This window comes from Candidatus Methanoperedens sp. BLZ2, from assembly GCF_002487355.1.
In the GTDB taxonomy this organism is placed as follows: Archaea; Halobacteriota; Methanosarcinia; order Methanosarcinales; family Methanoperedenaceae; genus Methanoperedens.
The window spans coordinates 15,753-36,444 of record NZ_NTMG01000070.1; the positions used below are offsets into that span (position 1 = coordinate 15,753).

Here is a 20,692-nt window from a genome sequence, read left to right on the forward strand (position 1 = left end):
CTTCATATTAAACCCGCCATTTCGAGCAACTTTTTCGTATGTTCGTGGTTTCCGACCGGCATAATATGCACGCCGTCGCACAATGTTCTTAATTCTTTTATTATATCAGAGGTAATTCTCATGCCTTCAACTTCAGGATATTTTGCATCTTTTATCTGTTTGATCATATCATCAGGAACTCTTATGCCGGGAACCTTGTTGAGAAAAAGCGCGCTTCTTTCTGATCTTAAAGGTATTATCCCGGCAATTATTTTTATTTGTTTTGATTGTTTCAATTCAATTTCACTTTTTTTTTCAATAAATTCGGAAAATCTTTTTACATCAAATACAGCCTGTGTTTGCAGAAAGCTTGCTATCTTTATTTTTTTCTTAAGTTTTAAAAGTCCTGCTTCATTCAATTCGGTATTTGTCACGGCACCCATGCAAAAATCCGTCTTTCCATCCAGTTTATTTCCTGAAAGATCAACTCCCCTGTTAAGTTCCTGTATCATTCCAAGAAGCTGCACAGAGTCAAGATCATAAACAGGTTTAGCTCCTTCATGGTCGCCTTTTGAAGGATGGTCTCCTGACATCACGAGCACATTTCTTATTCCAAGAGCAAAGGCCCCGATAAGTTCAGACTGGAGCGCAAGCCTGTTCCTGTCCCTGCAAGTGATATGCATAATGGTTTCAAGGCCTTTTTCCTGGAGGATACTGCATGCTGCAATAGGACTCATTCTCATAGCAGCCCTCTGGTTATCAGTCACATTTACAGCATCAGCTATACCTTTTAGTAACGCAGCATCCCCTAACATCCGTGATGTATCTGTCCCTTTCGGAGGGCTGATCTCTGCTGTGATTATGAATTTTCCCGATCGTAATTTTGAAATGAAGCTCACGTTTTTTTCACCCTGGTTTTTTTCATGTGGTCTTTTGGCTCATGGATATTTTCAATATTTTCAAGTTTCCCGAGCTTTTTTAATCTTTCAAATATCTTATCCCAGGCGCATAAGCGTTCATCCACCTCACATTTTCCCTCAACTGCGCCGCCGCATGGTCCATTTAATAGACTTTTCGCGCATTGGATAACAGGACATATCCCACCGTATAGCCATATAGTGCAATCTCCGCACATGCCGCATTGTTCTGTTACCACTTCATTACAACATACTCCTCCAAGGGATCCGGTATCAAGAGCAGGATAAACCTGCAACCCCGCAAATCCTGAGATCACAGAAACGCCTCCCCCGCATGACATTACTAAAAGTGCATCAGATTTATTAATACCCGGATTCTGTGACAATACATCATTCCATGAAGCGATACTGCAAGCAGAACTTAAAACCGTCCATCCGGTAATATTTTTTCCTGAAGCTTCAAGTTTTTTTTTCATATCCTGCACTTCAGGTTCCCCGCCAACGCGCTGTTTTTTCGCGCATTTACCGCAGCCGATTATGAAAATATTTTTTTCACTGAGCATTTGCAGGATGTCATTGAATTCTTTTTGCCTTGAAATTATCATTTTTATCTTGAGTATCTAAAAACAGTATCGTTATTCTTATTCATCAATTCTGTCAGCATATCTGCAATTGTGGGAAGCTCTCTTACCTGGTGGCGTATTTTATTTATAAGACGTTCAACCTGGAGCTGGGTTCCTGAAATGATGAGGCTCACCGTCTGGGTTTCATGAGAAACAGCTTCGCGCGGAAGGGCTGCATCCCCGCCTCTGGCAAGCATCTCCTGCTTGATTATTAATGCTTCGGTCGTGCTTATATTATTGATCAGAATGTTCAGGATCAAGGTCTTTTTCTTCATTACATGACTTCCGGTTGAGGTCGCACCTATCGATAACATCGCTTTCTGGCAATCGTTGATATTTTTAATTTCAAGTAATTCAGCTTCAATACTTCCTGACCTGGCTGCGGGAATCCTTGCTCTTGCAGCCCGGGCAACCCTGACTGCATCTACAGTTGGCGCTACATCATGGGTTCGAATTATGTGCGCCCCGTTCCTTACTGCAATTGCAGTTGCTGCAAGGCTTCCATAAAGCCTCTCTGTTGCAGGTTTATTCAATACATCTCCAATGAAGGATTTTCTGGATATTGCTGCCAATATTGGTTTTTTAAAAATCCTGAGTCTTTCGATATTATCAATTGTTTCATAATCATATATCGGGAGTTTTTCAGGAGTCCATTTTCCAACAGCCGGGTCGATGATAATCGAATCCGGTGAAATTCCACAATTTTGCGCCCGTTCAATTATTCTTTCCAGTGACTCCATTATCGCATCCATTCCCACAGGGTCACCCGGAATATTATTGCTTGCCATTAAAATCACAGGGCAGGAGTATTTTCCAGCCACCTCCATCATTTTTTCATCATTTGTGAAGCCGCTCACATCGTTTATTATTTTTGCACCGGCAACAAGCGCTTCTTCTGCAAGGTCTGAAAACATCGTGTCAACTGAAATGGGTACAGGAATATCCGCAAGGGCACGAACAGCAGGTATCAGGCGGGAGCGTTCTTCATCTTTTGATATTCTGGCAGCAAGAGGCCATGTTGAACGTGCGCCAACGTCGATAAGATCCGCACCTTCATTTATCATTTTGAGGGCAGCATCACGGACATGAACGGCTGAAACCACGGAATTCTTATAAAAAGACTCTTTACTGAGGTTTATTACTCCCATTATCCTTACAGGTTGATCATCCCCTACTTTCAATCCTGCAATGGTTTTTTCTATCACGTTTTAACCTAATACTTTTTACAGTTATAAAAATGTAACCTTTATGTATTTATTTTTAAAAAATTCAAAACACACAAAATAGATATTCATTTATGCAGATTAAACATGATGATGCTATTTGGTAGCAATATTTTGACTAAAGCCATGAGCATAATAGAGAAACATAAATATATATACACCAATACTGATGATATTGTAGAATATGAGAAGATGTTGCCCTAATCCGAACTGCCAAAGTTCATGCCCCGAATATGCAATTAATTGCCCTTATTGTGGAACTCCGCTAAGGGGTCCCATCCCACCTCCATTCGAGCATGGTGACCATAATCTTATATGGAACTATAATATGTTTACACATGTATCGACGTGCCAGAGATGTGGGAGAACAAAATTTGGCATGCCCTAGGCGTAATTTTTTTAACCACAAAGCTAACTATTTTTTCAATTCTGGCCATGCATTATTGTAACCGCTTTCTTTTCTCTTTTTCAGGTTCAATGAGATAATTTTCTTTAGATAATATCGGCTTCCCGATCTTCTTTTCAGCATCACGTCTTGCATTCCCTGCAACTTTGCCGCCTTCTTTTGCTGCGGTTTTGCATTCTGGGAAATTCTCTGCATTTTTGCTTCTCGTGATCTCTGTTGTTACTTTTTCTCCAAGCATTGTGAAAATAAGCTCAAGATCGTTCATGTGGTCCCTCAGGTTCTCTTTCTTAATGTTCTTGTGATATTTATATTCCTCAATGGTCTTTCCAAATGTGGCTTTTGATATTTCATTGGTGAGTATTGCATATTCCAAATTCTGGTCTATACCTCTTCCCTTCCATTCGTCAGTCAATTCCTGGCGTATTGCTATGCCTCTCACTCGTTTCTCGATCCATTCCTTAGAATACCCTTTTTGTTCATACAGTTGTTTCATCCTGCCTTGCGCTAATTCAGGATCCTCAATCTCCTGTACACGCTCATAGCCGACTTTCGCAAGCCACTGTTTGAACGGCTCAGCCTTTTTTGAAGGAATGGACTGGATGAGCCTGAATGCATTCTTAGTGTTAACACAATCTGTAAACCTGAGTTTTCCATCTTCTGCTGGCAGTTTCAACTGTACCCAAATTGGGGACAGTTCAAGCTGAGTGAACTCACGATCTTTGATTTTGCCCCAATACTGACGAGGAGTAGGGCTATCGGTTAAGATCTTGATGATATCCACAACTGAGAAATACCACTGATCATCGTGCCATATTCTTCTTATTTCTGTTCCCTCAAAAACAACCAGCGCGTCTCTAGAATCCATATTTATTTCTCCTTTTAAGGAGGTAGTCCCTGTATAATTAAGATGTCATCAGTATTTAAAAGGGTTGGGAGAGCGCAGTGAAAGTGAAATATTCAAAATTACCTCAAAATCCTCAGTTTGCGTATATATCATTTGAACTCGAAATAAGATCATCATTGTATGATAATTATGACATTGTCATATCGATACTTTTATATATCTTTGCGTCAGACAATGTGTCAGACAAATGTCATACAAGTGGCGTACAAAAGGCGTACACTTGTATGCGTTTTGATGAACTCGTCTAAAATTATGGAAAATCTCAGGGTTCGTCAAACCTCCCACAGGGAGTAACCAAAAAAATGCAAAGAGTAACACTAAGGCTCCCGGAACAGCAATTAAAAATGATCGACATGTTAGTTGAGTTTGGTGAATTTCCGTCCGCCAGCGAAGCAATCAGGACGGCTATAAGAGATCTAATCGATCAGAGAAGTGAAAAATTGGTTGGCAGGATGCAATTGTTCGATAAAGCAAAAGAGCAGTCAAAGAATGCAGAGTCATTCTTGCTCTTAAAAGAACAACAAGAGAAGGAATACAAAAAAATCATCTGAGGGGATGAATATGGAATCATTTGTACAGGACGCATTAAAATTCAAGGAAAAGGAAACAAATTTCAAGCAGGCAGCATGCGGCTCGTCTGAGGAAATGGATGAATTTGGAACACCAAAGATCGTAGTAGTCGGATGCGGTGGGGGCGGTAATAATACAGTAAATCGTCTTTATAATATCGGCGTTGCAGGCGCAGATACTATCGCAATAAACACAGATAAGATCCACCTGGATATAATCCAGGCAGATAAAAAGATCCTGATCGGCAAATCAATAACAAGGGGATTGGGTGCAGGCGGGTTCCCGGAAGTCGGAAGAAGAGCCGCGGAACTTGCAAGAGGAACACTTGAGGATGTACTTAAGGATGCAAACCTCGTATTCGTCACAGCAGGAATGGGTGGAGGAACAGGAACAGGCGTTGCACCGGTAGTTGCACAGGTAGCAAAAGACCAGGGCGCAATTGTAATTGGAATGGTCACAAGCCCGTTCAAGGTAGAGCGCTCAAGGATGTTCAAGGCTGAGGAAGGTCTGGATGAACTAAGAAAAGCAGCAGACACCGTAATAGTCCTTGATAATAACAGGCTGCTTGATTATGTCCCGAACCTGCCAATAGACCAGGCATTTTCAGTAATGGACCAGTTGATATCAGAGACCGTGAAAGGTATTACAGAAACCATCACCCAGCCATCATTGATAAACCTTGACTACGCAGATGTCAGGGCTATAATGAAGGGCGGAGGACTTGCAGTAATGCTTGTCGGTGAGGCAAAGGGACAGGATAAGGCAAAGGAAGTAGTAAGAGCTGCCTTGAATCACCCGCTGCTTGATGTGGATACAAAGGGCGCAACAGGCTGCCTGCTCCACATAACCGGCGGAACTGATATGTCACTCCACGAGGCGGAACAGATCGCTTCATCCCTTACTTATGAACTTGACTCCCATGCAAACGTTATCTGGGGCGCAAGAGTAAAGAAGGAGTATGAAGGCAAGGTACGCTGCATGGCGATCATGACCGGTATCCACTCAGCCCAGATCATGGGACCCAAGGGAGACAGCATGCCAATGAGAAACAGCGCTTCTTCGGTCGAAGAGAAGATCAAAGTGGCTGTAGCATCTACAAGGAACAATAGCAGGAACAGGGGCTCAATAATAGATCAGATCCTGTGATAACATGAAATGCAAGCACTCAAATGAAAATTGTGTTGTGCGCATTATCACTGCCGCCTGGGAAGAGATACGTGCGTGCGAGCACGGCGTATCCTGCAATTTAGACAAGAGGGTAACAGAGGCATAAATCCGGCAATATCCTTGTCGGATTTCTTTTTTTGGCGATGTTTTGCCAGCGGTATATTTAAAATATTTGAACTCATCTACAAACGGGTATCATGAGAAGCGACAATATCAAAAAAGGACTTGAGCGTGCCCCCCACAGGTCTTTACTAAAAGCAGTTGGGCTGACAGATGAAGAAATGTCTTTGCCTTTTATCGGGGTTGTGAATTCCTGGAATGAAGTTATACCCGGTCATATTCATCTTGATAAGCTTGCAGAGGCGGTAAAAGCCGGAATCCGAATGGCGGGCGGGGTTCCATTTGAATTTAACACAATCGGAGTATGCGACGGCATAGCAATGGGGCATACGGGTATGAAGAACTCACTCCCCAGCAGGGAAATAATAGCTGACAGCATCGAAATGATGGTGGAAGCGCACCAGTTCGACGGGATGGTCATGATACCAACATGCGATAAGATCGTTCCCGGACATCTTATGGCTGCCGGGCGTCTTGATATACCCACTATAGTTGTAACAGGCGGGCCTATGATGCCAGGTATCGTTGGTGATGAACCCCGCGATGTAATATCACTGTTCGAAGCCGTTGGAGCGCGCCAGAATAATAAGATATCAGACCAGGAATTAAAGATCCTTGAGGACTGTTCCTGCTGCGGAGCAGGTTCATGCGCAGGGCTTTTCACTGCCAATACAATGGCCTGTGTGACTGAGGCGCTTGGCCTGAGTCTTCCCGGATGCGGGACAGCGCATGCGGTGGATGCAAAAAAAACAAGGATCGCAAAGCATTCAGGCATGAAGATTCTTGAACTTGTTAAAAAAGGAATAACAGCACGATCCATAGTAACAGAAGGAGCACTTGACAATGCAATACGCATTGATATGGCAATCGGGGGAAGCACAAATACTGCGCTGCATTTACCTGCAATAGCTCTTGAATACGGCCTTACCCTCCCGCTTTCGAGATTCGATGAAATCAGCAAGGAGACACCTCACCTTATCAATCTGCGGCCCGGAGGTAATAAGTTCCTTATCGACTTTGAACGCGCGGGAGGAGTTCCTGCAATACAGGAGCGCCTGCGATCAAAACTTTATCTGGATGCATTGACAGTTACAGGAAAAAATCTCGATGAAAACCTGAAAGAATATGTTATCATAAATCCGCGCGCAAATAAGGAGATCATTGCAAGCCTTGATTCTCCTGTCCATGCAGAAGGCGGGATAGCCGTATTGCGGGGAAGCCTTGCTCCCGATGGCTCTGTAATAAAACAGACCGCAGTCAGCCAGAAAATGTTAAAACATTCCGGACCCGCCCGTGTTTTTGACAGTGAAGAACAGGCAATGGCAGCCATAATGGCAAAGAAGATCAAATCAGGTGATTGTCTTGTGATCAGGTACGAGGGACCAAAAGGCGGTCCGGGAATGCGCGAGATGCTTTCCCCGACAGCAGCAATAGCCGGTATGGGACTTATTGAGTCCGTGGCTCTCATCACGGATGGCCGATTCTCGGGCGGAACGCGGGGACCCTGTATCGGTCATGTATCACCCGAAGCAGCGGTTGCTGGCCCGATAGCACATGTCCGGGAAGGAGATACTATCGAAATAGACATACCAGGGCGTATGTTGAACCTTAAGATCTCAAAAGAAGAGTTTGAGAAAAGGCAAAGATCATGGAAACCACCCGCGCCAAAAGTCACAAAAGGCTATCTTGCACGCTATCAGAAAATGGTAGGGTCGGCGGATAAAGGCGCTGTGATAGAGTAGCAGTAAAATCAAAAGATCAGGAGAATTCTTAGATGAATAAGCACCTGGATTTGAAAACTGTCGTCCTTATGGGAAGAACATTTGAAGAATATTATAAGATGTTCGACTTTGATAATGAATTGCTGAAAAATGAAATCTTGCTTGATGCAGCATCGGGCGTGAGTTCTTTCTGTGCAGAAGCAAATGCAAAAGGATTCAATGTCACCGCTTCTGATAAAATATATTGCCTTCATCCTGATGAAATCGAGACTAAATGTGCAAAAGACCTTGATTCGGTTATGGAACAGATGCCAGCTATTGCCGATATTTATCTATGGGATTTTTTTAAGGATATCCAATCACTAAAAGCCAATAGGGAAAAAGCATATAGATCATTTCTGGAAGATTTCAAAAAATATGGGATAATAAGGTATAAACCCGTCGAATACCCTATAACGGATTTCAGAGACGAAGAATTTACTATGTCTCTTGTATCCCATTTATTATTTCTTTATGAAGACAAACTGGATTATGATTTCCACAAGAAAACAATACTGGAACTTTTAAGAATAAGTTCCAGGGAAATTCGTATTTTTCCAATCGTGAATTTTAAAGGAATCAGATCAAGATATATTGAATTTGTGCATGATGAGGATTTCAGGAATTTGAAGATATCAATTAAGAGAGTTGGTTATGAATTTATGAAAAACGCAAATGAGATGATGGTAATAAGAAAATGAAATCATATCCGGACTGGCAATATAATGAAATGAAGCAAGTAGGGACAGACTACAATGATCCTGCCCAGGTTGAGGTATATGATTCGCAAATGGGAACGTTAAGAGACATAAAAAAAGAGAATGAAGAAATTATCAAGACCCTTGATCTCACCAATAACCAGACTCTTATTGAATTCGGGACAGGCACGGGAAACTTTGCAATTGCTGCTGCAAGGCATTGTAAAAAAGTATATGCCATAGATGTTTCTCCCCGGATGCTTGAATTTGCTCAAAAAAAAGCTGACCGGAAGAGGATTTTAAACATTGAATTTCATAATGCAGGATTTTTAACTTATGACCATTCAGGAGCAAAAGCAGATGCAGTCGTTTCACAACTTGCGCTTCACCATCTTCCTGATTTCTGGAAATTGATAGCCCTGAAACGTGTTTTTGGATTGCTAAAAAATGGCGGGAAATTCTTCTTAAAAGATACTGTTTACTCTTTTGATGAAAATACTTATGAGGCTTTTTTTGATAATCTAATTGATATGATCAGGAAAGCTGGAGGGATACAGATTGCTAATGATCTGGAAATTGGGATCAGGGACGAATATTCAACTCCTGGCTGGATCATGGAAGCGCTGCTTCTGAGAGCTGGATTTACAATCGATAAGAAACAATATTCTGAAGGTTTTATTGCTGTTTATTTATGCACTAAAGAAGTGCACTAGGGAGAAATGAATTTGTCAGAATGTAAAAGCATAGAAGAAGTGCGCGAGAACATTAACAGGATCGACCGGGAAATGGTTGAATTGATATCACAAAGAAGCCGCTATGTAGAGCAGGCTGCAAAATTCAAGAAAACAACGCAAGATGTGAAAGCTCCGTCACGTGTGGAAGAAGTAATATCAAAAGTGAGGGGCATTGCAGTTGAACATGATCTTGACCCTGATATTGTGGAGAAGATATATCGCATGATGATCTCGTGCTTCATAGATTATGAAATGAAGATACACAAGAGATGAAAAATTAAAATTTGTTGAAGTGATTCTGATCTAGTTTTTCTTCATTTTCAAGACAACCTTACCCCTGGGGTGTCCACTTTGCAGATATTCGAGTGCTTCTCCTGCCTGTTCAAGAGGAAATGTCTTATCCACATGCACTTTGATAACGCGTTTATCCGCGAGTTCAGCCACTTTAGACAATCGTTCACTGTTTATCTGAGTGAATTGCCCTATAGCATTCACGCCATATTGTTCCATGAGTTCTGAGCGAGGCTGCTCCAGCATAGAAACAATTATCCCGCCTTTCTTGAGAACCCTGAAAGATTTTACGTAGGTCTCGCCACCAACTGTATCGTAGACTGCATCATAGTTGTGCAACATATTTTCGAAGGATTGATTTTTGTAATCTATAGCTTCATCCGCACCCAGTTCTTTGACATACTGCAAATCTTTCGCACCAGCAGTAGCCGCCACATATGCTCCCAGATGCCTTGCGAGCTGGATTGCAATTGTCCCTATACCACCAGCTCCGCCATGGATCAGGATCTTTTTGCCTCTGGAAAGACCTATATGATCCACAAGTGCCTGCCATGCGCTTACCCCTGTAAGCGGCAGTGCAGCTGCTTCAACATGGCTCAAATTCTTTGGTTTATGTGCCGCGGTATTTACATCAGCCGTAGCGAATTCTGCAAACGATCCTGACCCGCCCCTTGTGATGCTAGCCTGCCCATAAATTTCATCGCCCTTTTCGAAACCTGAAACATCTTCTCCCAATTCTGCCACAATGCCTGAAAAATCTCCCCCCAAAGTTGCCGGGAACTGCAAGGGTGCCATTTGCTTCATATACCCTTCCCTGATCTTCCAATCAACAGGATTTACCCCAGATGCATGTACCTCTATGAGAAGCCGCCCCCGGGACACACTGGGTTTTGGCGCATTATTAATTTTAACAACTTCACTCCCTCCATAATTTTTAATTTGTGCTGCTTTCATGTTTTACCCCTTCTCTGAATCATATATTCTATATCTAATCAACTTATAACTTTCTACGGACCTTGTTGTGAACGACTGTATATGGATTGGAAGTTTTCTCATAATCGTTTCTCCTTAATTTTAGTCATCCGATTCCGATTGCATGGGCAATGGCTCAAGCATTCTCACGCGGATGCCTTCTGTGTCTATGAATGACGCATAAAGTCCGACACCTGGAATTTCATCAGGTTTTCCTGGTACTTGTCCTTCCAGCACTTTTCCGCCTGCTTCTTCCACCTTTTTCATCGCAGCCTTAATATCGTCAACTGCAATGACGACTGACGGGCACTGTGACAGAGGATCATCGTTGCTCTGGTAAAAGCCGCCGTTGATGGCGCCGGGTTTCCTGGGAATACCCGTCATTGCGTTCGGTTGTGGTGACCAGAACATACTCGCCCATCTCTTTTCCAAGCTGTTCAGTCTGCCAACCGAAGGCAGTCTCAAAAAAGTTCCAAAAAGAAATCAGCAGAGTGTGGAAAAAATCATATGGGAACACGGACGACATAATTTTCAACTTGTGCAGAGTGAATATTGTCCATTGTTTGTCCTGTCGCTGATGAAAGCGATATAAGAGGTGTTGGCATCTTTAACGCCTTTTCAGAATAAGGATCAGGCATTTCAAGGGTAAAGCAAAAATCATCTCTACTGAATTCGGAAGTTCGTATTAAAGGTGAAACAGAACCAATGAGAACTTTTTCTTCAAGCTCGGTAAAAGGTGGGACACCTATCTTTTTTCTCCTATCGGGGTCGATTAAATTCGAATGGTTATACCTTTTATAGGTATGCAGCTCAACATAGATTCCTGGTCTATATTCCTGAAAAACATTTCATCTCTTTTCAAGGAAACTTTTTAGCGTTCTGATAACTTTGCTCCGCTATCTTTTTACTGCCCTGAAGTTCCACGATCTTCAAATTGAAAAACCGCGCAAAATCCCTGACATTTTTATCGAAGTCAGGCTCATATGAAAGCCCTGTATTGATCTTTGCAGCTCTTCCGTAGAGCTTCAGAAACTTTTTATCAAACTCCGATGAGATAATCGCGTTATCCTTCGGCTTCTCCTCCCAGTTTGAAGCCCACATCGGGGTAAGATAAAAAGTACCTGCACCCTCGCCATTGACCAGGGTTCTGGCATAAACATCGTTCCCGCCAAGCGCTGCGCTGATGCAGTCCTCAACAGTCCCACCTTTTTTGTCTTTCAGAAAGTAAAGCTGGCAGCCAAGACTTTCAAAATCTTTTTCCAGGTTCGCAAGCGAATGACCGCATGTGCCGTAGAAAATAAGAATCCTGTCTGAAAACCGGGACATTTCCATGATTTTCCTGTAAACTTCTACTCTTACCTTTTCAACATCGGCATGTAATCCCCGTTTCAAGATATTGGCGATAACTGTTACTTTTACTTTTGGTTTATGCTGTTTTTCCAGTTTGTGTCGAATTTTTTTGATAAAATGAAAGCAGTTGAGGGGTTTCAGGATTGCCAGAAGAGATTGATTGTTTTCACGTATCAGGATTTCCGGAACCCTATCCAGGGGAACAAGCATGGGATGGCATCCCAGGGATTTTAGCTTTCTTTGCAGCCCGAAATGTTCACTGTTCTCTACCAGTATCAACTGGGCAAGCTCCCTATCGCCTGAGAGAACATATGTGAGTTCATCTTCAAGCATACCACATGCAATTATGCTTAATACTGGCATTTAAAATATTTCCGTTAGTTATCACATCTTAGTCTTTTACTGAATCCCAATCGGTGGCTTTGGGGGAGTCCGCAGCAGCCTTCTCCTGTTTATTCCCAATTACGAACCTCAGCAGGCTACACAGGGTCTCAGCCATTATTTCTGGTTTTTTCACTATCCCAAGCTTATTGCGGAGTTCCTTGATATTTTCCAACAATTCATTCTTCCATAAAGTAGGTCTTCAGCCTGGGCAGAGTTGGAAAAATCAATCCTTGACCCTGAGCTTGTCCCAGCCATTTATCAGAGAGTCGTCTGGAGGAGGTATTCCAGCGCCGTTACCTGAAACCGCTATCGATAAAATTATAGCTATCAAGGTGAATAAATATGAATTTTGGACTTGGAGAAATCTTAATTTTCGTCATTGGAATGCTATATGGCTACATTAATTCTGTCATTCTCCGAAATATATCATTGTATTATATTATTACACTTGGCATTATCGTAAGCATTGTCCTTGTAATAAGTACATTTATCGGTAAAAAGATGAATTGAACATGTAATTTGATGCGGAGGATGGGATTTGAACCCACGAATTCCTTCGAAACCAGCCCCTCAAGCTGGCGCCTTTGACCTGTCTGGGCAACCTCCGCAAATGAATGCTTTTATTTTTTTATTTCAAAGCATTATCGAATTGATTAGATAAAAGAGATCGTATTCTCTTTTATCAGAGGGCATCAACTATTTCACTTAATTGTTCGGCTCTCTTCTTAATACTACCTGCCGCTTCAAGAGCGATTTCTTTAGCGGTCAGGGCGCCTGTTGTTTCAAATGTCATAACAAAGGAGTCAGGTTTACTGGTCACCTTAATTGAATCCATGTCGCATTTTTCTTCGCATAACCCGCACATGGAGCATTCAATTACATTAATGACCCTGACCTTATCGCCTTCCATTTTCAGGATATTGCGCGGACAGACTTCAACGCAGCTTCCGCAATAATCGCATTCTCCGATGGTCACAACGGGCATATTCTTGAATCCTGCTGCGACTCCGGCCTGCCATTTACTGTGTTTCCTGCCTGTTCCAAGCCTCGCTATTGCTTCTACTACGACTTTGTGCTTATCCTTGAGTTCCACAATTGGTATGGTTTTATCAGCCGGTTCCACCTGCGGATCAGCAGAAACCAGGTCGCCTGAATATACGACCTTCGGGCCTTCTGCGCTTAGGGTCAATGATAATTTGCATAAAGGGCATCCTGCGCCTTTGCAGTTGCATTCTTCAGGAAGCACATAGGATTTATTATCTGTTTTTAACGGGATCAATCCTAATCTCAAGGCAAACTGTTCATCAAACAATACAGAAGTATTTTCATAGATATTAACATCATCAATAGCCATTACCGGAACTTCTGCAAGGATGCTTCTTCTTAAAGCATTTGCAAATGATGCAGAAACATCAGATAGGACGAATCTTGCCTTGCGCTCTGATAATTCGATTATGTCAATATCCATTTACACACGCCTGCCCTTCTTAGGTTTTGTGCCGTCATGAGGTATCGGGGTAACATCCTCGATCCTGCCAATTTTTATTCCGGCACGTGCAAATGCCCTGATGGCAGCCTGCGCTCCTCCTCCGGGACTTCTCTGCATGTTGCCGCCTGGTGCTCTTACTTTTATGTGAATACCCATTATTCCTTTGTCTCTTATCTTATCAGCAATCTGGTTAGCCATCTGCATGGCAGTGTAAGGGGAACTCTCTTCCCTTGCAGCCTTTGTAACCATACCGCCGCTTGTTTTTGCTATCGTTTCAGCCCCTGTTAAATCAGTGATTGTTATCAGGGTATTGTTGAACGAGGAATATATATGGGCTACAGCCCATTTCTCAGTTGCCATTATTTAGCCTCCCTCATGGGGATATTTCTTGGTTCTTCCGGTTTTGTTGTTTCCTGGACAATATTCTTTACTACCTGCCCGGGTCTTGATGGATGAGATTCATTCGATAATTCGGAACCTGTATAATAACCCAGTGACAATTCCTCATTAGCTGGAACAAGATAGCCAGGTACGGTGATCTTTCGTCCTGCAACGGAAATGTGTCCATGGACAATAAATTGCCTTGCCTGTTTCGGGGTATTGGCAAGTCCCTGCTTATGCACCTGGGTCTGAAGCCTTCTCTCAAGGAAATTATTTACATCAAGCGACAGGATGTCGTCAAGTACGGAATCGGTCTTTAAGAGCCCATACCTTTTCAAACGGTTAAGAATATTTTCTCCATCTGTTTTCACATGCCCCTTAAGTTCTCCTTTTATACTTTCAGCAAGCAATTTCCTGGCAATTTCCCTGTATTTCTTAAGTTCGCTGTGAGCTTTCCAGACTTCCCTTTTGTTCCTGAGACCATATCTTTTTACAAGTTCAACCTCAGGCTCGATCCTTGTTGCCTGCCAGGGATGCTTGGGCGTGTTATATGATTTCCTGTTTTTTCCCGGGTAGCCCATTATTTACCAGCTCCTTTTGTCTCTTCTTTCTTTTCGGCTTCTTTAGGTTTTGCCTGGAGAGTTGCACGTGAAACACCAACTGTTCTTCCTCTTCTACCTGTTGATCTTGAACGCTGGCCGCGTACTCTTAGACCTCGTTCATGTCTTAATCCTTTATATGAACGCATTTTTTTCATTGTGTTCAAATCTTCATTAAGACCCAATAATACATCTGTCCCGATAAGATGCTTGTCTTCACCTGACATGATATCGTTTTGTTTATTAACCATCCATGACGGGAGAATAGTTGATATGTTATCTACTGATGATTGTAATCTCTCTGTATCCGCATCGGAAACATAACCCAATATTGCTTTCGGATCAACAGCTGAATTAAGGGTTATGATTTTTGCCGCACGCCTGCCTATGCCTTTTATTCCTATCAGTCCATACTGGACGCTTTTTTTGCCATCAAGGTCAGTATTTGCAATACGCACAAAATGTTTGATCTCAGGGCCTGCTTCTTTGCCTTTAGGAGCTTCTTTCTTTCCTTCTTTCGGGGCCCCTTTACGATCTTTCTTTTCGTGTTCTTTTCCTTCCCCTTTCCCCTCGTGTTTCTTTTCCTGCTTCTTCTCTTTCTTTGCTTCCTGAGGAGCTGCTTCCTGCTTGGGAGCCTCTTTCTTAGGAGCTTCTTTCCTGGGTTCTTTTACTTCTTTTGTTTCTTCTTTTTTAGCCATATTTTCCTCCTGTGGCTTTAGCCCCGGAATTATCCGGCGCAGCCCTCACATTTGGGCAGCCCTAATACTTTTGCATAGCATTTATATCTTATGTATCACTATTGTCGAAAAAATGTGATAAAAATGTTCAGAATAATCCCGGCGATCGACCTGAAAAATAGGAAATGCGTTTCCCTTGTCCAGGGTATTCCAGGTACGGAGAGAGTATCAATTGACAATCCTTTAGATGTCGCTTTGCGCTGGATAAGGGGCGGAGCTAAAATAATCCATCTCATTGATCTTGACGGCGCCATCGAAGGACTCCGTTTAAATAGTTCAATAATCGAATCAATAATAAAATTTTCCAGGATTGAAACGCAGGTAGGCGGCGGGATAAGGTCCAAAAAGGATGCACAGGATCTTCTTTCATTGGGCATAGACAGGATTATCCTTGGTACAGCTGCAATAAGGCAACCTTCCCTGGTTAAAGAACTCGCAAACGAATTCGGAGGCAACAGGATCATGGTTGCTCTGGATTCAAAAAATGGCAAGGTTACCACACATGGCTGGGCTGAACAATCCGCTTTCTCAGCTGTTGAGCTGGGCAGGAAATTTGAAGAACTCGGAGCAGGAAGCATACTTTTTACAGATATTAATACAGAAGGATTATTGCAGGGAGTAAACCCTGAGCCCACACGGGAACTTGTAGATGCCCTGGAAATACCGGTAATAGCATCGGGCGGAATAACCAAATTATCAGATATCGAAATAATTAAAGGGACAGGAGCAAAAGGCATCGTTATCGGAGCTGCCCTTTATGTAGGGAATTTCACTCTGGGTGAAGCGCTGGAATTTGATGAAAATTAAAATGAATTAACAATCTTTAAATAGAGAATATGAGATTATAATTAGTCTTAAACATCAGGAAAAATGGAAATGTTTCCATCTTGATACAGAAATATGTCAGGACGAACAATATGAACTCCTATTTATTTTTAGGAAGTATTGCAATATACTTGATCGGGGCTGTATCTGCCCTGATATTCAATAAAAAAAATCGCTTATGTACAGATGCCTCATTTTTAAGCGCATCCATCGCATCGATTTTAGGAATTATTTTTTCATTTTCCGTACTATCCGGTAATACCTTTAATTATGTGTCGCAAGGTTCAACGCTCCTCAGTTATGGCTTTTACGTTGATAAATTGTCTGCATTCTTTATTCTTATCATATCAATTACAGGATTTGCGGTTTCGGTCTATTCAACAGGATATGTTACCGAATATTTCGGGAAAAAGAATATCGGTTACCTGGGATTCCTGTATAATATATTCATCCTTTCAATGGTCCTTGTCGTTTCTGCAAATAATGCAGTCATGTTCCTGATTGTCTGGGAATTGATGTCTATAATATCCTATCTGCTTGTTATGTATGAACATGAAAAAAAGGAAACAAGAAAAGCCGGTTTTATCTATATCGTCATGACCCATATTGGGACAGGTTTCATCATTTTATCGTTCCTTATTCTTGCAAGTTCAACAGGCAGCTTTAATTTTGAAACTTTCCGCGCAGGTGGAAGTGCTCTGCCCCCGTACCTTAAGGACCTGGCTTTCATTTTTGCACTTATCGGTTTTGGCACAAAGGCAGGAATTGTTCCTCTCCATATATGGCTACCATATGCACATCCTGCAGCTCCAAGCAATGTATCCGCACTCATGTCCGGAGTAATGATAAAAACTGCTATTTTCATGCTCATCCGTGTCTTTTTTGATTTCCTGGGCGCAGGCGTTGCCTGGTGGGGTATTATATTGCTGATAATAGCTTCAATTTCAGCACTTCTTGGTGTAATGTATGCCCTCATGGAACATGATATGAAACGCTTGCTTGCGTATCACAGTGTTGAAAACATAGGAATTATCCTGATAGGCGTAGGAGTCTCAATGATCTTTATGGCTTCGGGGCATCCTGACCTTGCAGCATTCGGGTTAATAGCAGGACTATATCATACGATAAACCATGCAGTTTTTAAATCATTACTTTTCATGGGAGCAGGTTCCATAATATTTTCAACCCACACAAGGAACATAGAAGAATACGGGGGACTTATCAAGAAAATGCCCTGGACAGCGCTCTTTTTCCTGATCGGGGCAATATCCATCTCTGCCCTTCCTCCATTTAATGGCTTTGTGAGTGAATGGCTGACATTCCAGGCTCAATTGCTAAGTATTAACCTTTCAGATAATATTACAAAAATACTTGTGCTTTTTAGCGGCGCGGGTCTTGCTCTTACAAGCGCTCTCGCAGCGGCCTGTTTTGTAAAAGCTTTCGGCGTCAGTTTCCTTGCTCTTCCGAGAAGCAGTCATGCCGAACATTCAAAGGAAGTACCTGTTTCCATGTTGATCGGGATGTTTCTTCTTTCATCTATGTGCATTATCCTTGGCGTAATGCCATTTTATTTCATAAAAATTATTGATTCAATATCCGCGCCGCTTGCAGGCGTAAGTATCATTTCCAGGATGAATTTTGACTATTCAATAGCTGCGATTTCCTCTTCAACACCTGCGACCATATCGACTATATGGATCGCAATTCTGGTATTTGTGGTTTTGCCGCTTCCTATCATCATGTATCTTCTATTGAGTCGGACCCCGGCAGCAAAATATGAAACATGGGGTTGCGGGCAGCCTGTTTCAACAGGAAGAAATGAATATACCGCAACTGCATTTTCAAAGCCGATACGCATGTGGTTCGGAGGCATCTTCAGACCCCACAGGGAGATACAGACAACGTATTCGGACTCACCCTTTTTTAAAGAGAAAGTGATTTTTGAATCCGATATAGAGCCGGTATTCGAGAAATATCTTTATAATCCGGTGACCTGGGTAGTAGTAACATTATCAAGATTTATGAGGATAATACAGACCGGATATATACAGACTTACCTGTTATATATACTCATCACGCTTGTGATTGCATTGATATATGTGGGTAGCGGCGGATGAAATCTGCAAGTTTTAATTATCACATCTTACAAACTCAAAAAATCATTCAGTAAATTAATATACTTGCACAGCCTCTTTGAAAAATGGACAGGTGTGTTATAATCAAAAACGGGTTTATTGATCTGGGATATGAAATATGGATGCGGTTACTGCAAAAGGTAGATCAGTCTCAACCTTATGACCCGCCCGGCGAAATTATTGAAATACAGAATCCATCTGAAATATGCATTTTCCCGGAACATTAATATTCAAATTCCATGCCATCATATCCAAGAGGCCACTCTTTTATTGATTCATTATGAGGGGGGAATTTATGACTCAAATGGGTCAGTATAACATTTCTTGCATTCAATTCTCTTCCAAGTTCCATCGCTTCTTTTGAATTCATGTGTTTGGCAATAATCGCTCGAGGTGGAATTATAGCATCCGCTATCAGAAGGTCAGGTTCAAACATTGCCTTAAGGGTTTTTTCCGGAATGTTCTTTGAAGTATCGCCTGTGATAACGACTTTCTTGCTGCCGTCTGTTATTAATACAGCTGCCGACTCTTCAAGGGGCGGGTGTGTGACTTCAAGGAGCGTAAAATTAAGACCAATAAGTGAAAAAGGCTCATAAATAATTACATCGTGCCTTACAGGTTTCATGAAATAAAGATAGTTCAATACATAATCCAGCGTATTCTTCAGGCCATACACATTAACTCCATTCTGGATACGATGGAAATCCCCAAAACCGGCATAATGGTCATAATGGGCATGAGTCCAGATCACCCCATCAATACGGCTTATACCTTTTTTCAAAAGCTGCCACCGCAAATCCGGGCTTGTATCAATAAGTACTTTGCCGGATTCTGATTCAATGAGAACTGAAAAACGAAGCCTCCTGCTTTTGCCGCCCGCTATTGCATCAAGACAGGTCGGGCAGGAACACCCTATTTTAGGTGTTCCTATAGCATCACCTGTTCCAAGGAGTGTTATTTTCATGCGCTTTCATCAAGCTTTTTCAGGTGAGTCCGTTTATTGAATTCGGCAACTCCACGAATTAAATCCTGCTGTGTCAGGACGGTTCTTTCAGTAATAAGACCATTAAGAACAGCTTCCCGTGCTATGAGGCGAAGGTCTGAACCTGAGTATCCGTCTGTGATTTTTGCAATTTCTTCAGTATCAAAGGTGCCTTCGATGTTCCTCAAAATAAGGTCAAGTATTTTTTTCCTCATGTCCTTATCAGGTAGCGAGAACTCAACAATCTCATCAAACCGCCTCCATGCGGCATGGTCAAGTATGTTGGGGTGGTTTGTTGCTCCTATGACCAGGACACCATGTTCAACAAGGCTTATCTCATCAATGGCTTTAAGAAGTGTATTTACTGCCCTTTTCAATGCTGCATGCTCATCCGTTGCCCTTGCTTTTGCCACAAAGTCGAATTCGTCGATAAAGAGGATACAAGGACTGAGGCGCCTTGCAAGTTCAAATACCCGGTCTATATTCTTTGCAGTCTCACCAAGATACTGGTCTGCAATTTGTGAGAGTTTTACCTCCACTATAGGGATCTTAAGCTGTCCTGAAATAGCCCTGGCAACTGAGGTCTTGCCTGTTCCCGGCGGGCCAACGAACAATAATTTCCCGATCTCCCTAAGACCTATCCGCTTCAGGTAATCACGATATTGTATCGCTTTAGTCATTTTTTCGATCTCATCTTCCTGTGCCTTGGTAAGGACAAGGTCAGAAATGTTCTGCTGGATATCTTCCGGCGCTACAATATGGGCAAGTTTAAGCATATCCTCTGAACCTTTTTCAGATTCAATGGTCTTGATCAGGGAGTTAATCCATTCCCTGCCGCTTTCTTTGGGCAGGATCGAAGCTTTTGCTTTCTTATAGCTCACCGGAAGTGAATCATAATTCTCAAAGAAAGAAGCAAGAACAGGATTTTTATTTATGTTCTCAACCGCTTCAGGATGTTTTGTTACCCATTTTATGGCAAGATCAAAGATGTTGAGTTTGATCTGGGAACCGAAATCTTCAAATTCAAGGAAAGGTAGTAATTTAGTACTATTTTTTACGTTTTCAATTCCATAAATGGATTTTATGTCTCCTTCAGTGACGTACATGGGACGCTTTACGGTTTTTTCTTTCTCATCCCAGTAATGTTTCCTTATTTTCTGGGGAAGGTCATCTACGGTAAGCTTATCTGACTGATTATACAGATGTGCTGTCAATACCAGTTCTGTTATTAAAAATTTCTCATCTGTCATATTTAAACTTCATTGTTACGTCTTGAAATAAGATATAGTTTACTCAAATATTCAACATTTATTCAATATACTCTTTCAGGATTTCCACGCTCTCACCCCGCAAAGAATAAATACCATAATGCAATTGTTTGAACATTTATCACGATTGATTGTTAAATAATTAAAAATATATACATTATCTAATATTCTTGGAGAA

Annotated in this window: 22 protein-coding genes, 1 tRNA gene and 1 pseudogene; 8 read left to right on the forward strand and 16 right to left on the reverse strand. The window is 41.9% G+C overall.

Annotated elements, in window-relative coordinates; translation table 11 throughout:
- Positions 1-2 precede the first annotated feature (2 nt).
- The 4 genes from CL181_RS14735 to CL181_RS14750 form a co-directional block, all read right to left on the reverse strand.
- On the reverse strand, positions 3-878 hold the full coding sequence (locus CL181_RS14735; RefSeq protein ID WP_097300083.1) for a methylenetetrahydrofolate reductase: 876 nt from the start codon (positions 876-878) through the stop codon (positions 3-5).
- Positions 875-1,501: a methylenetetrahydrofolate reductase C-terminal domain-containing protein gene (locus tag CL181_RS14740; RefSeq protein WP_097300084.1), complete on the reverse strand. Its 627-nt coding sequence runs from the start codon at positions 1,499-1,501 to the stop codon at positions 875-877. The genes CL181_RS14735 and CL181_RS14740 overlap by 4 nt, the downstream gene beginning before the upstream one ends.
- A gap of 2 nt (positions 1,502-1,503) precedes the next feature.
- Entirely contained in the window at positions 1,504-2,724 is a 1,221-nt protein-coding gene (gene folP, locus CL181_RS14745; RefSeq protein WP_255251592.1) for a dihydropteroate synthase, read from the reverse strand.
- Positions 2,725-3,182: 458 nt separating this feature from the next.
- Complete coding sequence (locus tag CL181_RS14750) at positions 3,183-4,013, reverse strand: Bro-N domain-containing protein (protein WP_097300085.1); 831 nt, start codon at positions 4,011-4,013, stop codon at positions 3,183-3,185.
- 341 nt (positions 4,014-4,354) lie between these two features.
- On the opposite strand from CL181_RS14750, the gene CL181_RS14755 reads away from it, so the two are divergent.
- The 6 genes from CL181_RS14755 (at position 4,355) to CL181_RS14780 (ending at position 9,374) form a co-directional block, all read left to right on the forward strand.
- Positions 4,355-4,603: a type II toxin-antitoxin system ParD family antitoxin gene (locus CL181_RS14755; RefSeq protein WP_097300086.1), complete on the forward strand. Its 249-nt coding sequence runs from the start codon at positions 4,355-4,357 to the stop codon at positions 4,601-4,603.
- A 10-nt stretch (positions 4,604-4,613) separates the two neighbouring features.
- Positions 4,614-5,768: a cell division protein FtsZ gene (ftsZ, locus tag CL181_RS14760; protein WP_097300087.1), complete on the forward strand. Its 1,155-nt coding sequence runs from the start codon at positions 4,614-4,616 to the stop codon at positions 5,766-5,768.
- Between the two features lie 218 nt (positions 5,769-5,986).
- The gene (gene ilvD, locus CL181_RS14765; RefSeq protein WP_097300088.1) at positions 5,987-7,651 is read left to right on the forward strand and encodes a dihydroxy-acid dehydratase; all 1,665 of its coding nucleotides are present in this window, start codon (positions 5,987-5,989) and stop codon (positions 7,649-7,651) included.
- Between the two features lie 32 nt (positions 7,652-7,683).
- Positions 7,684-8,370 (forward strand): hypothetical protein, encoded by a 687-nt coding sequence (locus CL181_RS14770; RefSeq protein ID WP_097300089.1) that lies wholly within the window; start codon positions 7,684-7,686, stop codon positions 8,368-8,370.
- 29 nt (positions 8,371-8,399) lie between these two features.
- On the forward strand, positions 8,400-9,080 hold the full coding sequence (locus CL181_RS14775; protein ID WP_217993184.1) for a class I SAM-dependent methyltransferase: 681 nt from the start codon (positions 8,400-8,402) through the stop codon (positions 9,078-9,080).
- Positions 9,081-9,092: 12 nt separating this feature from the next.
- On the forward strand, positions 9,093-9,374 hold the full coding sequence (locus tag CL181_RS14780) for a chorismate mutase (protein ID WP_217993185.1): 282 nt from the start codon (positions 9,093-9,095) through the stop codon (positions 9,372-9,374).
- Positions 9,375-9,404: 30 nt separating this feature from the next.
- Here the strand turns inward: CL181_RS14780 and CL181_RS14785 are convergent, their stop codons facing one another.
- The 10 genes and pseudogenes from CL181_RS14785 to CL181_RS14820 form a co-directional block, all read right to left on the reverse strand.
- A complete protein-coding gene (locus tag CL181_RS14785; protein ID WP_097300092.1) occupies positions 9,405-10,346 on the reverse strand; it encodes an NADP-dependent oxidoreductase in 942 nt (313 codons plus the stop codon).
- 120 nt (positions 10,347-10,466) lie between these two features.
- Entirely contained in the window at positions 10,467-10,775 is a 309-nt protein-coding gene (locus CL181_RS14790; protein WP_217993186.1) for a VOC family protein, read from the reverse strand.
- Positions 10,776-10,867: 92 nt separating this feature from the next.
- Positions 10,868-11,197 (reverse strand): annotated as a pseudogene (locus CL181_RS21575) (DUF2119 family protein); the annotation flags it as partial.
- A 25-nt stretch (positions 11,198-11,222) separates the two neighbouring features.
- Positions 11,223-12,077, reverse strand: coding sequence for a DUF1638 domain-containing protein (locus CL181_RS14795; RefSeq protein ID WP_097300093.1), 855 nt, complete (start codon positions 12,075-12,077; stop codon positions 11,223-11,225).
- A 28-nt stretch (positions 12,078-12,105) separates the two neighbouring features.
- The gene (locus tag CL181_RS20540) at positions 12,106-12,270 is read right to left on the reverse strand and encodes a hypothetical protein (protein ID WP_176505247.1); all 165 of its coding nucleotides are present in this window, start codon (positions 12,268-12,270) and stop codon (positions 12,106-12,108) included.
- A 351-nt stretch (positions 12,271-12,621) separates the two neighbouring features.
- Positions 12,622-12,706: transfer RNA gene (locus CL181_RS14800), tRNA-Leu, on the reverse strand.
- Between the two features lie 74 nt (positions 12,707-12,780).
- Positions 12,781-13,566 carry a DNA-directed RNA polymerase subunit D gene (locus CL181_RS14805; protein ID WP_097300094.1) on the reverse strand — a complete coding sequence of 262 codons (786 nt, stop codon included), beginning with the start codon at positions 13,564-13,566 and terminating at the stop codon, positions 12,781-12,783.
- A complete protein-coding gene (locus tag CL181_RS14810; protein ID WP_097300095.1) occupies positions 13,567-13,947 on the reverse strand; it encodes a 30S ribosomal protein S11 in 381 nt (126 codons plus the stop codon).
- Positions 13,947-14,549: a 30S ribosomal protein S4 gene (locus CL181_RS14815; RefSeq protein ID WP_097300096.1), complete on the reverse strand. Its 603-nt coding sequence runs from the start codon at positions 14,547-14,549 to the stop codon at positions 13,947-13,949. Before CL181_RS14815 ends, CL181_RS14810 begins: the two co-directional genes overlap by 1 nt.
- Positions 14,549-15,265 carry a 30S ribosomal protein S13 gene (locus CL181_RS14820; RefSeq protein WP_097300097.1) on the reverse strand — a complete coding sequence of 239 codons (717 nt, stop codon included), beginning with the start codon at positions 15,263-15,265 and terminating at the stop codon, positions 14,549-14,551. The genes CL181_RS14815 and CL181_RS14820 overlap by 1 nt, the downstream gene beginning before the upstream one ends.
- Positions 15,266-15,388: 123 nt before the next feature.
- Between CL181_RS14820 and hisA the strand changes: the two genes are divergently transcribed.
- Together hisA and hyfB are read left to right on the forward strand one after the other, a co-directional pair.
- Positions 15,389-16,111 carry a 1-(5-phosphoribosyl)-5-[(5-phosphoribosylamino)methylideneamino]imidazole-4-carboxamide isomerase gene (gene hisA, locus CL181_RS14825; RefSeq protein WP_097300098.1) on the forward strand — a complete coding sequence of 241 codons (723 nt, stop codon included), beginning with the start codon at positions 15,389-15,391 and terminating at the stop codon, positions 16,109-16,111.
- 110 nt (positions 16,112-16,221) lie between these two features.
- The gene (hyfB, locus tag CL181_RS14830) at positions 16,222-18,246 is read left to right on the forward strand and encodes a hydrogenase 4 subunit B (RefSeq protein ID WP_097300099.1); all 2,025 of its coding nucleotides are present in this window, start codon (positions 16,222-16,224) and stop codon (positions 18,244-18,246) included.
- A gap of 241 nt (positions 18,247-18,487) precedes the next feature.
- On the opposite strand, the gene CL181_RS14835 is transcribed toward hyfB, so the two are convergent.
- Together CL181_RS14835 and CL181_RS14840 are read right to left on the reverse strand one after the other, a co-directional pair.
- Positions 18,488-19,228 (reverse strand): MBL fold metallo-hydrolase, encoded by a 741-nt coding sequence (locus CL181_RS14835; RefSeq protein WP_097300100.1) that lies wholly within the window; start codon positions 19,226-19,228, stop codon positions 18,488-18,490.
- Entirely contained in the window at positions 19,225-20,496 is a 1,272-nt protein-coding gene (locus CL181_RS14840) for an ATP-binding protein (protein ID WP_097300101.1), read from the reverse strand. The genes CL181_RS14835 and CL181_RS14840 overlap by 4 nt, the downstream gene beginning before the upstream one ends.
- Between the last annotated feature and the right edge of the window lie 196 nt (positions 20,497-20,692).

What these genes read in the sequence shown, in the direction of transcription:
- CL181_RS14740 (WP_097300084.1), bottom strand. Translation starts at nt 1,501, where the DNA reads ATGATAATTTCAAGGCAAAAAGAATTCAATGACATCCTGCAAATGCTC.
- CL181_RS14750 (WP_097300085.1), bottom strand. Translation starts at nt 4,013, where the DNA reads ATGGATTCTAGAGACGCGCTGGTTGTTTTTGAGGGAACAGAAATAAGA.
- CL181_RS14755 (WP_097300086.1), top strand. Translation starts at nt 4,355, where the DNA reads ATGCAAAGAGTAACACTAAGGCTCCCGGAACAGCAATTAAAAATGATC.
- ftsZ (WP_097300087.1), top strand. Translation starts at nt 4,614, where the DNA reads ATGGAATCATTTGTACAGGACGCATTAAAATTCAAGGAAAAGGAAACA.
- ilvD (WP_097300088.1), top strand. Translation starts at nt 5,987, where the DNA reads ATGAGAAGCGACAATATCAAAAAAGGACTTGAGCGTGCCCCCCACAGG.
- CL181_RS14770 (WP_097300089.1), top strand. Translation starts at nt 7,684, where the DNA reads ATGAATAAGCACCTGGATTTGAAAACTGTCGTCCTTATGGGAAGAACA.
- CL181_RS14775 (WP_217993184.1), top strand. Translation starts at nt 8,400, where the DNA reads ATGAAGCAAGTAGGGACAGACTACAATGATCCTGCCCAGGTTGAGGTA.
- CL181_RS14785 (WP_097300092.1), bottom strand. Translation starts at nt 10,346, where the DNA reads ATGAAAGCAGCACAAATTAAAAATTATGGAGGGAGTGAAGTTGTTAAA.
- CL181_RS14790 (WP_217993186.1), bottom strand. Translation starts at nt 10,775, where the DNA reads ATGTTCTGGTCACCACAACCGAACGCAATGACGGGTATTCCCAGGAAA.
- CL181_RS14795 (WP_097300093.1), bottom strand. Translation starts at nt 12,077, where the DNA reads ATGCCAGTATTAAGCATAATTGCATGTGGTATGCTTGAAGATGAACTC.
- CL181_RS14805 (WP_097300094.1), bottom strand. Translation starts at nt 13,566, where the DNA reads ATGGATATTGACATAATCGAATTATCAGAGCGCAAGGCAAGATTCGTC.
- CL181_RS14810 (WP_097300095.1), bottom strand. Translation starts at nt 13,947, where the DNA reads ATGGCAACTGAGAAATGGGCTGTAGCCCATATATATTCCTCGTTCAAC.
- CL181_RS14815 (WP_097300096.1), bottom strand. Translation starts at nt 14,549, where the DNA reads ATGGGCTACCCGGGAAAAAACAGGAAATCATATAACACGCCCAAGCAT.
- CL181_RS14820 (WP_097300097.1), bottom strand. Translation starts at nt 15,265, where the DNA reads ATGGCTAAAAAAGAAGAAACAAAAGAAGTAAAAGAACCCAGGAAAGAA.
- hisA (WP_097300098.1), top strand. Translation starts at nt 15,389, where the DNA reads ATGTTCAGAATAATCCCGGCGATCGACCTGAAAAATAGGAAATGCGTT.
- hyfB (WP_097300099.1), top strand. Translation starts at nt 16,222, where the DNA reads ATGAACTCCTATTTATTTTTAGGAAGTATTGCAATATACTTGATCGGG.
- CL181_RS14835 (WP_097300100.1), bottom strand. Translation starts at nt 19,228, where the DNA reads ATGAAAATAACACTCCTTGGAACAGGTGATGCTATAGGAACACCTAAA.
- CL181_RS14840 (WP_097300101.1), bottom strand. Translation starts at nt 20,496, where the DNA reads ATGACAGATGAGAAATTTTTAATAACAGAACTGGTATTGACAGCACAT.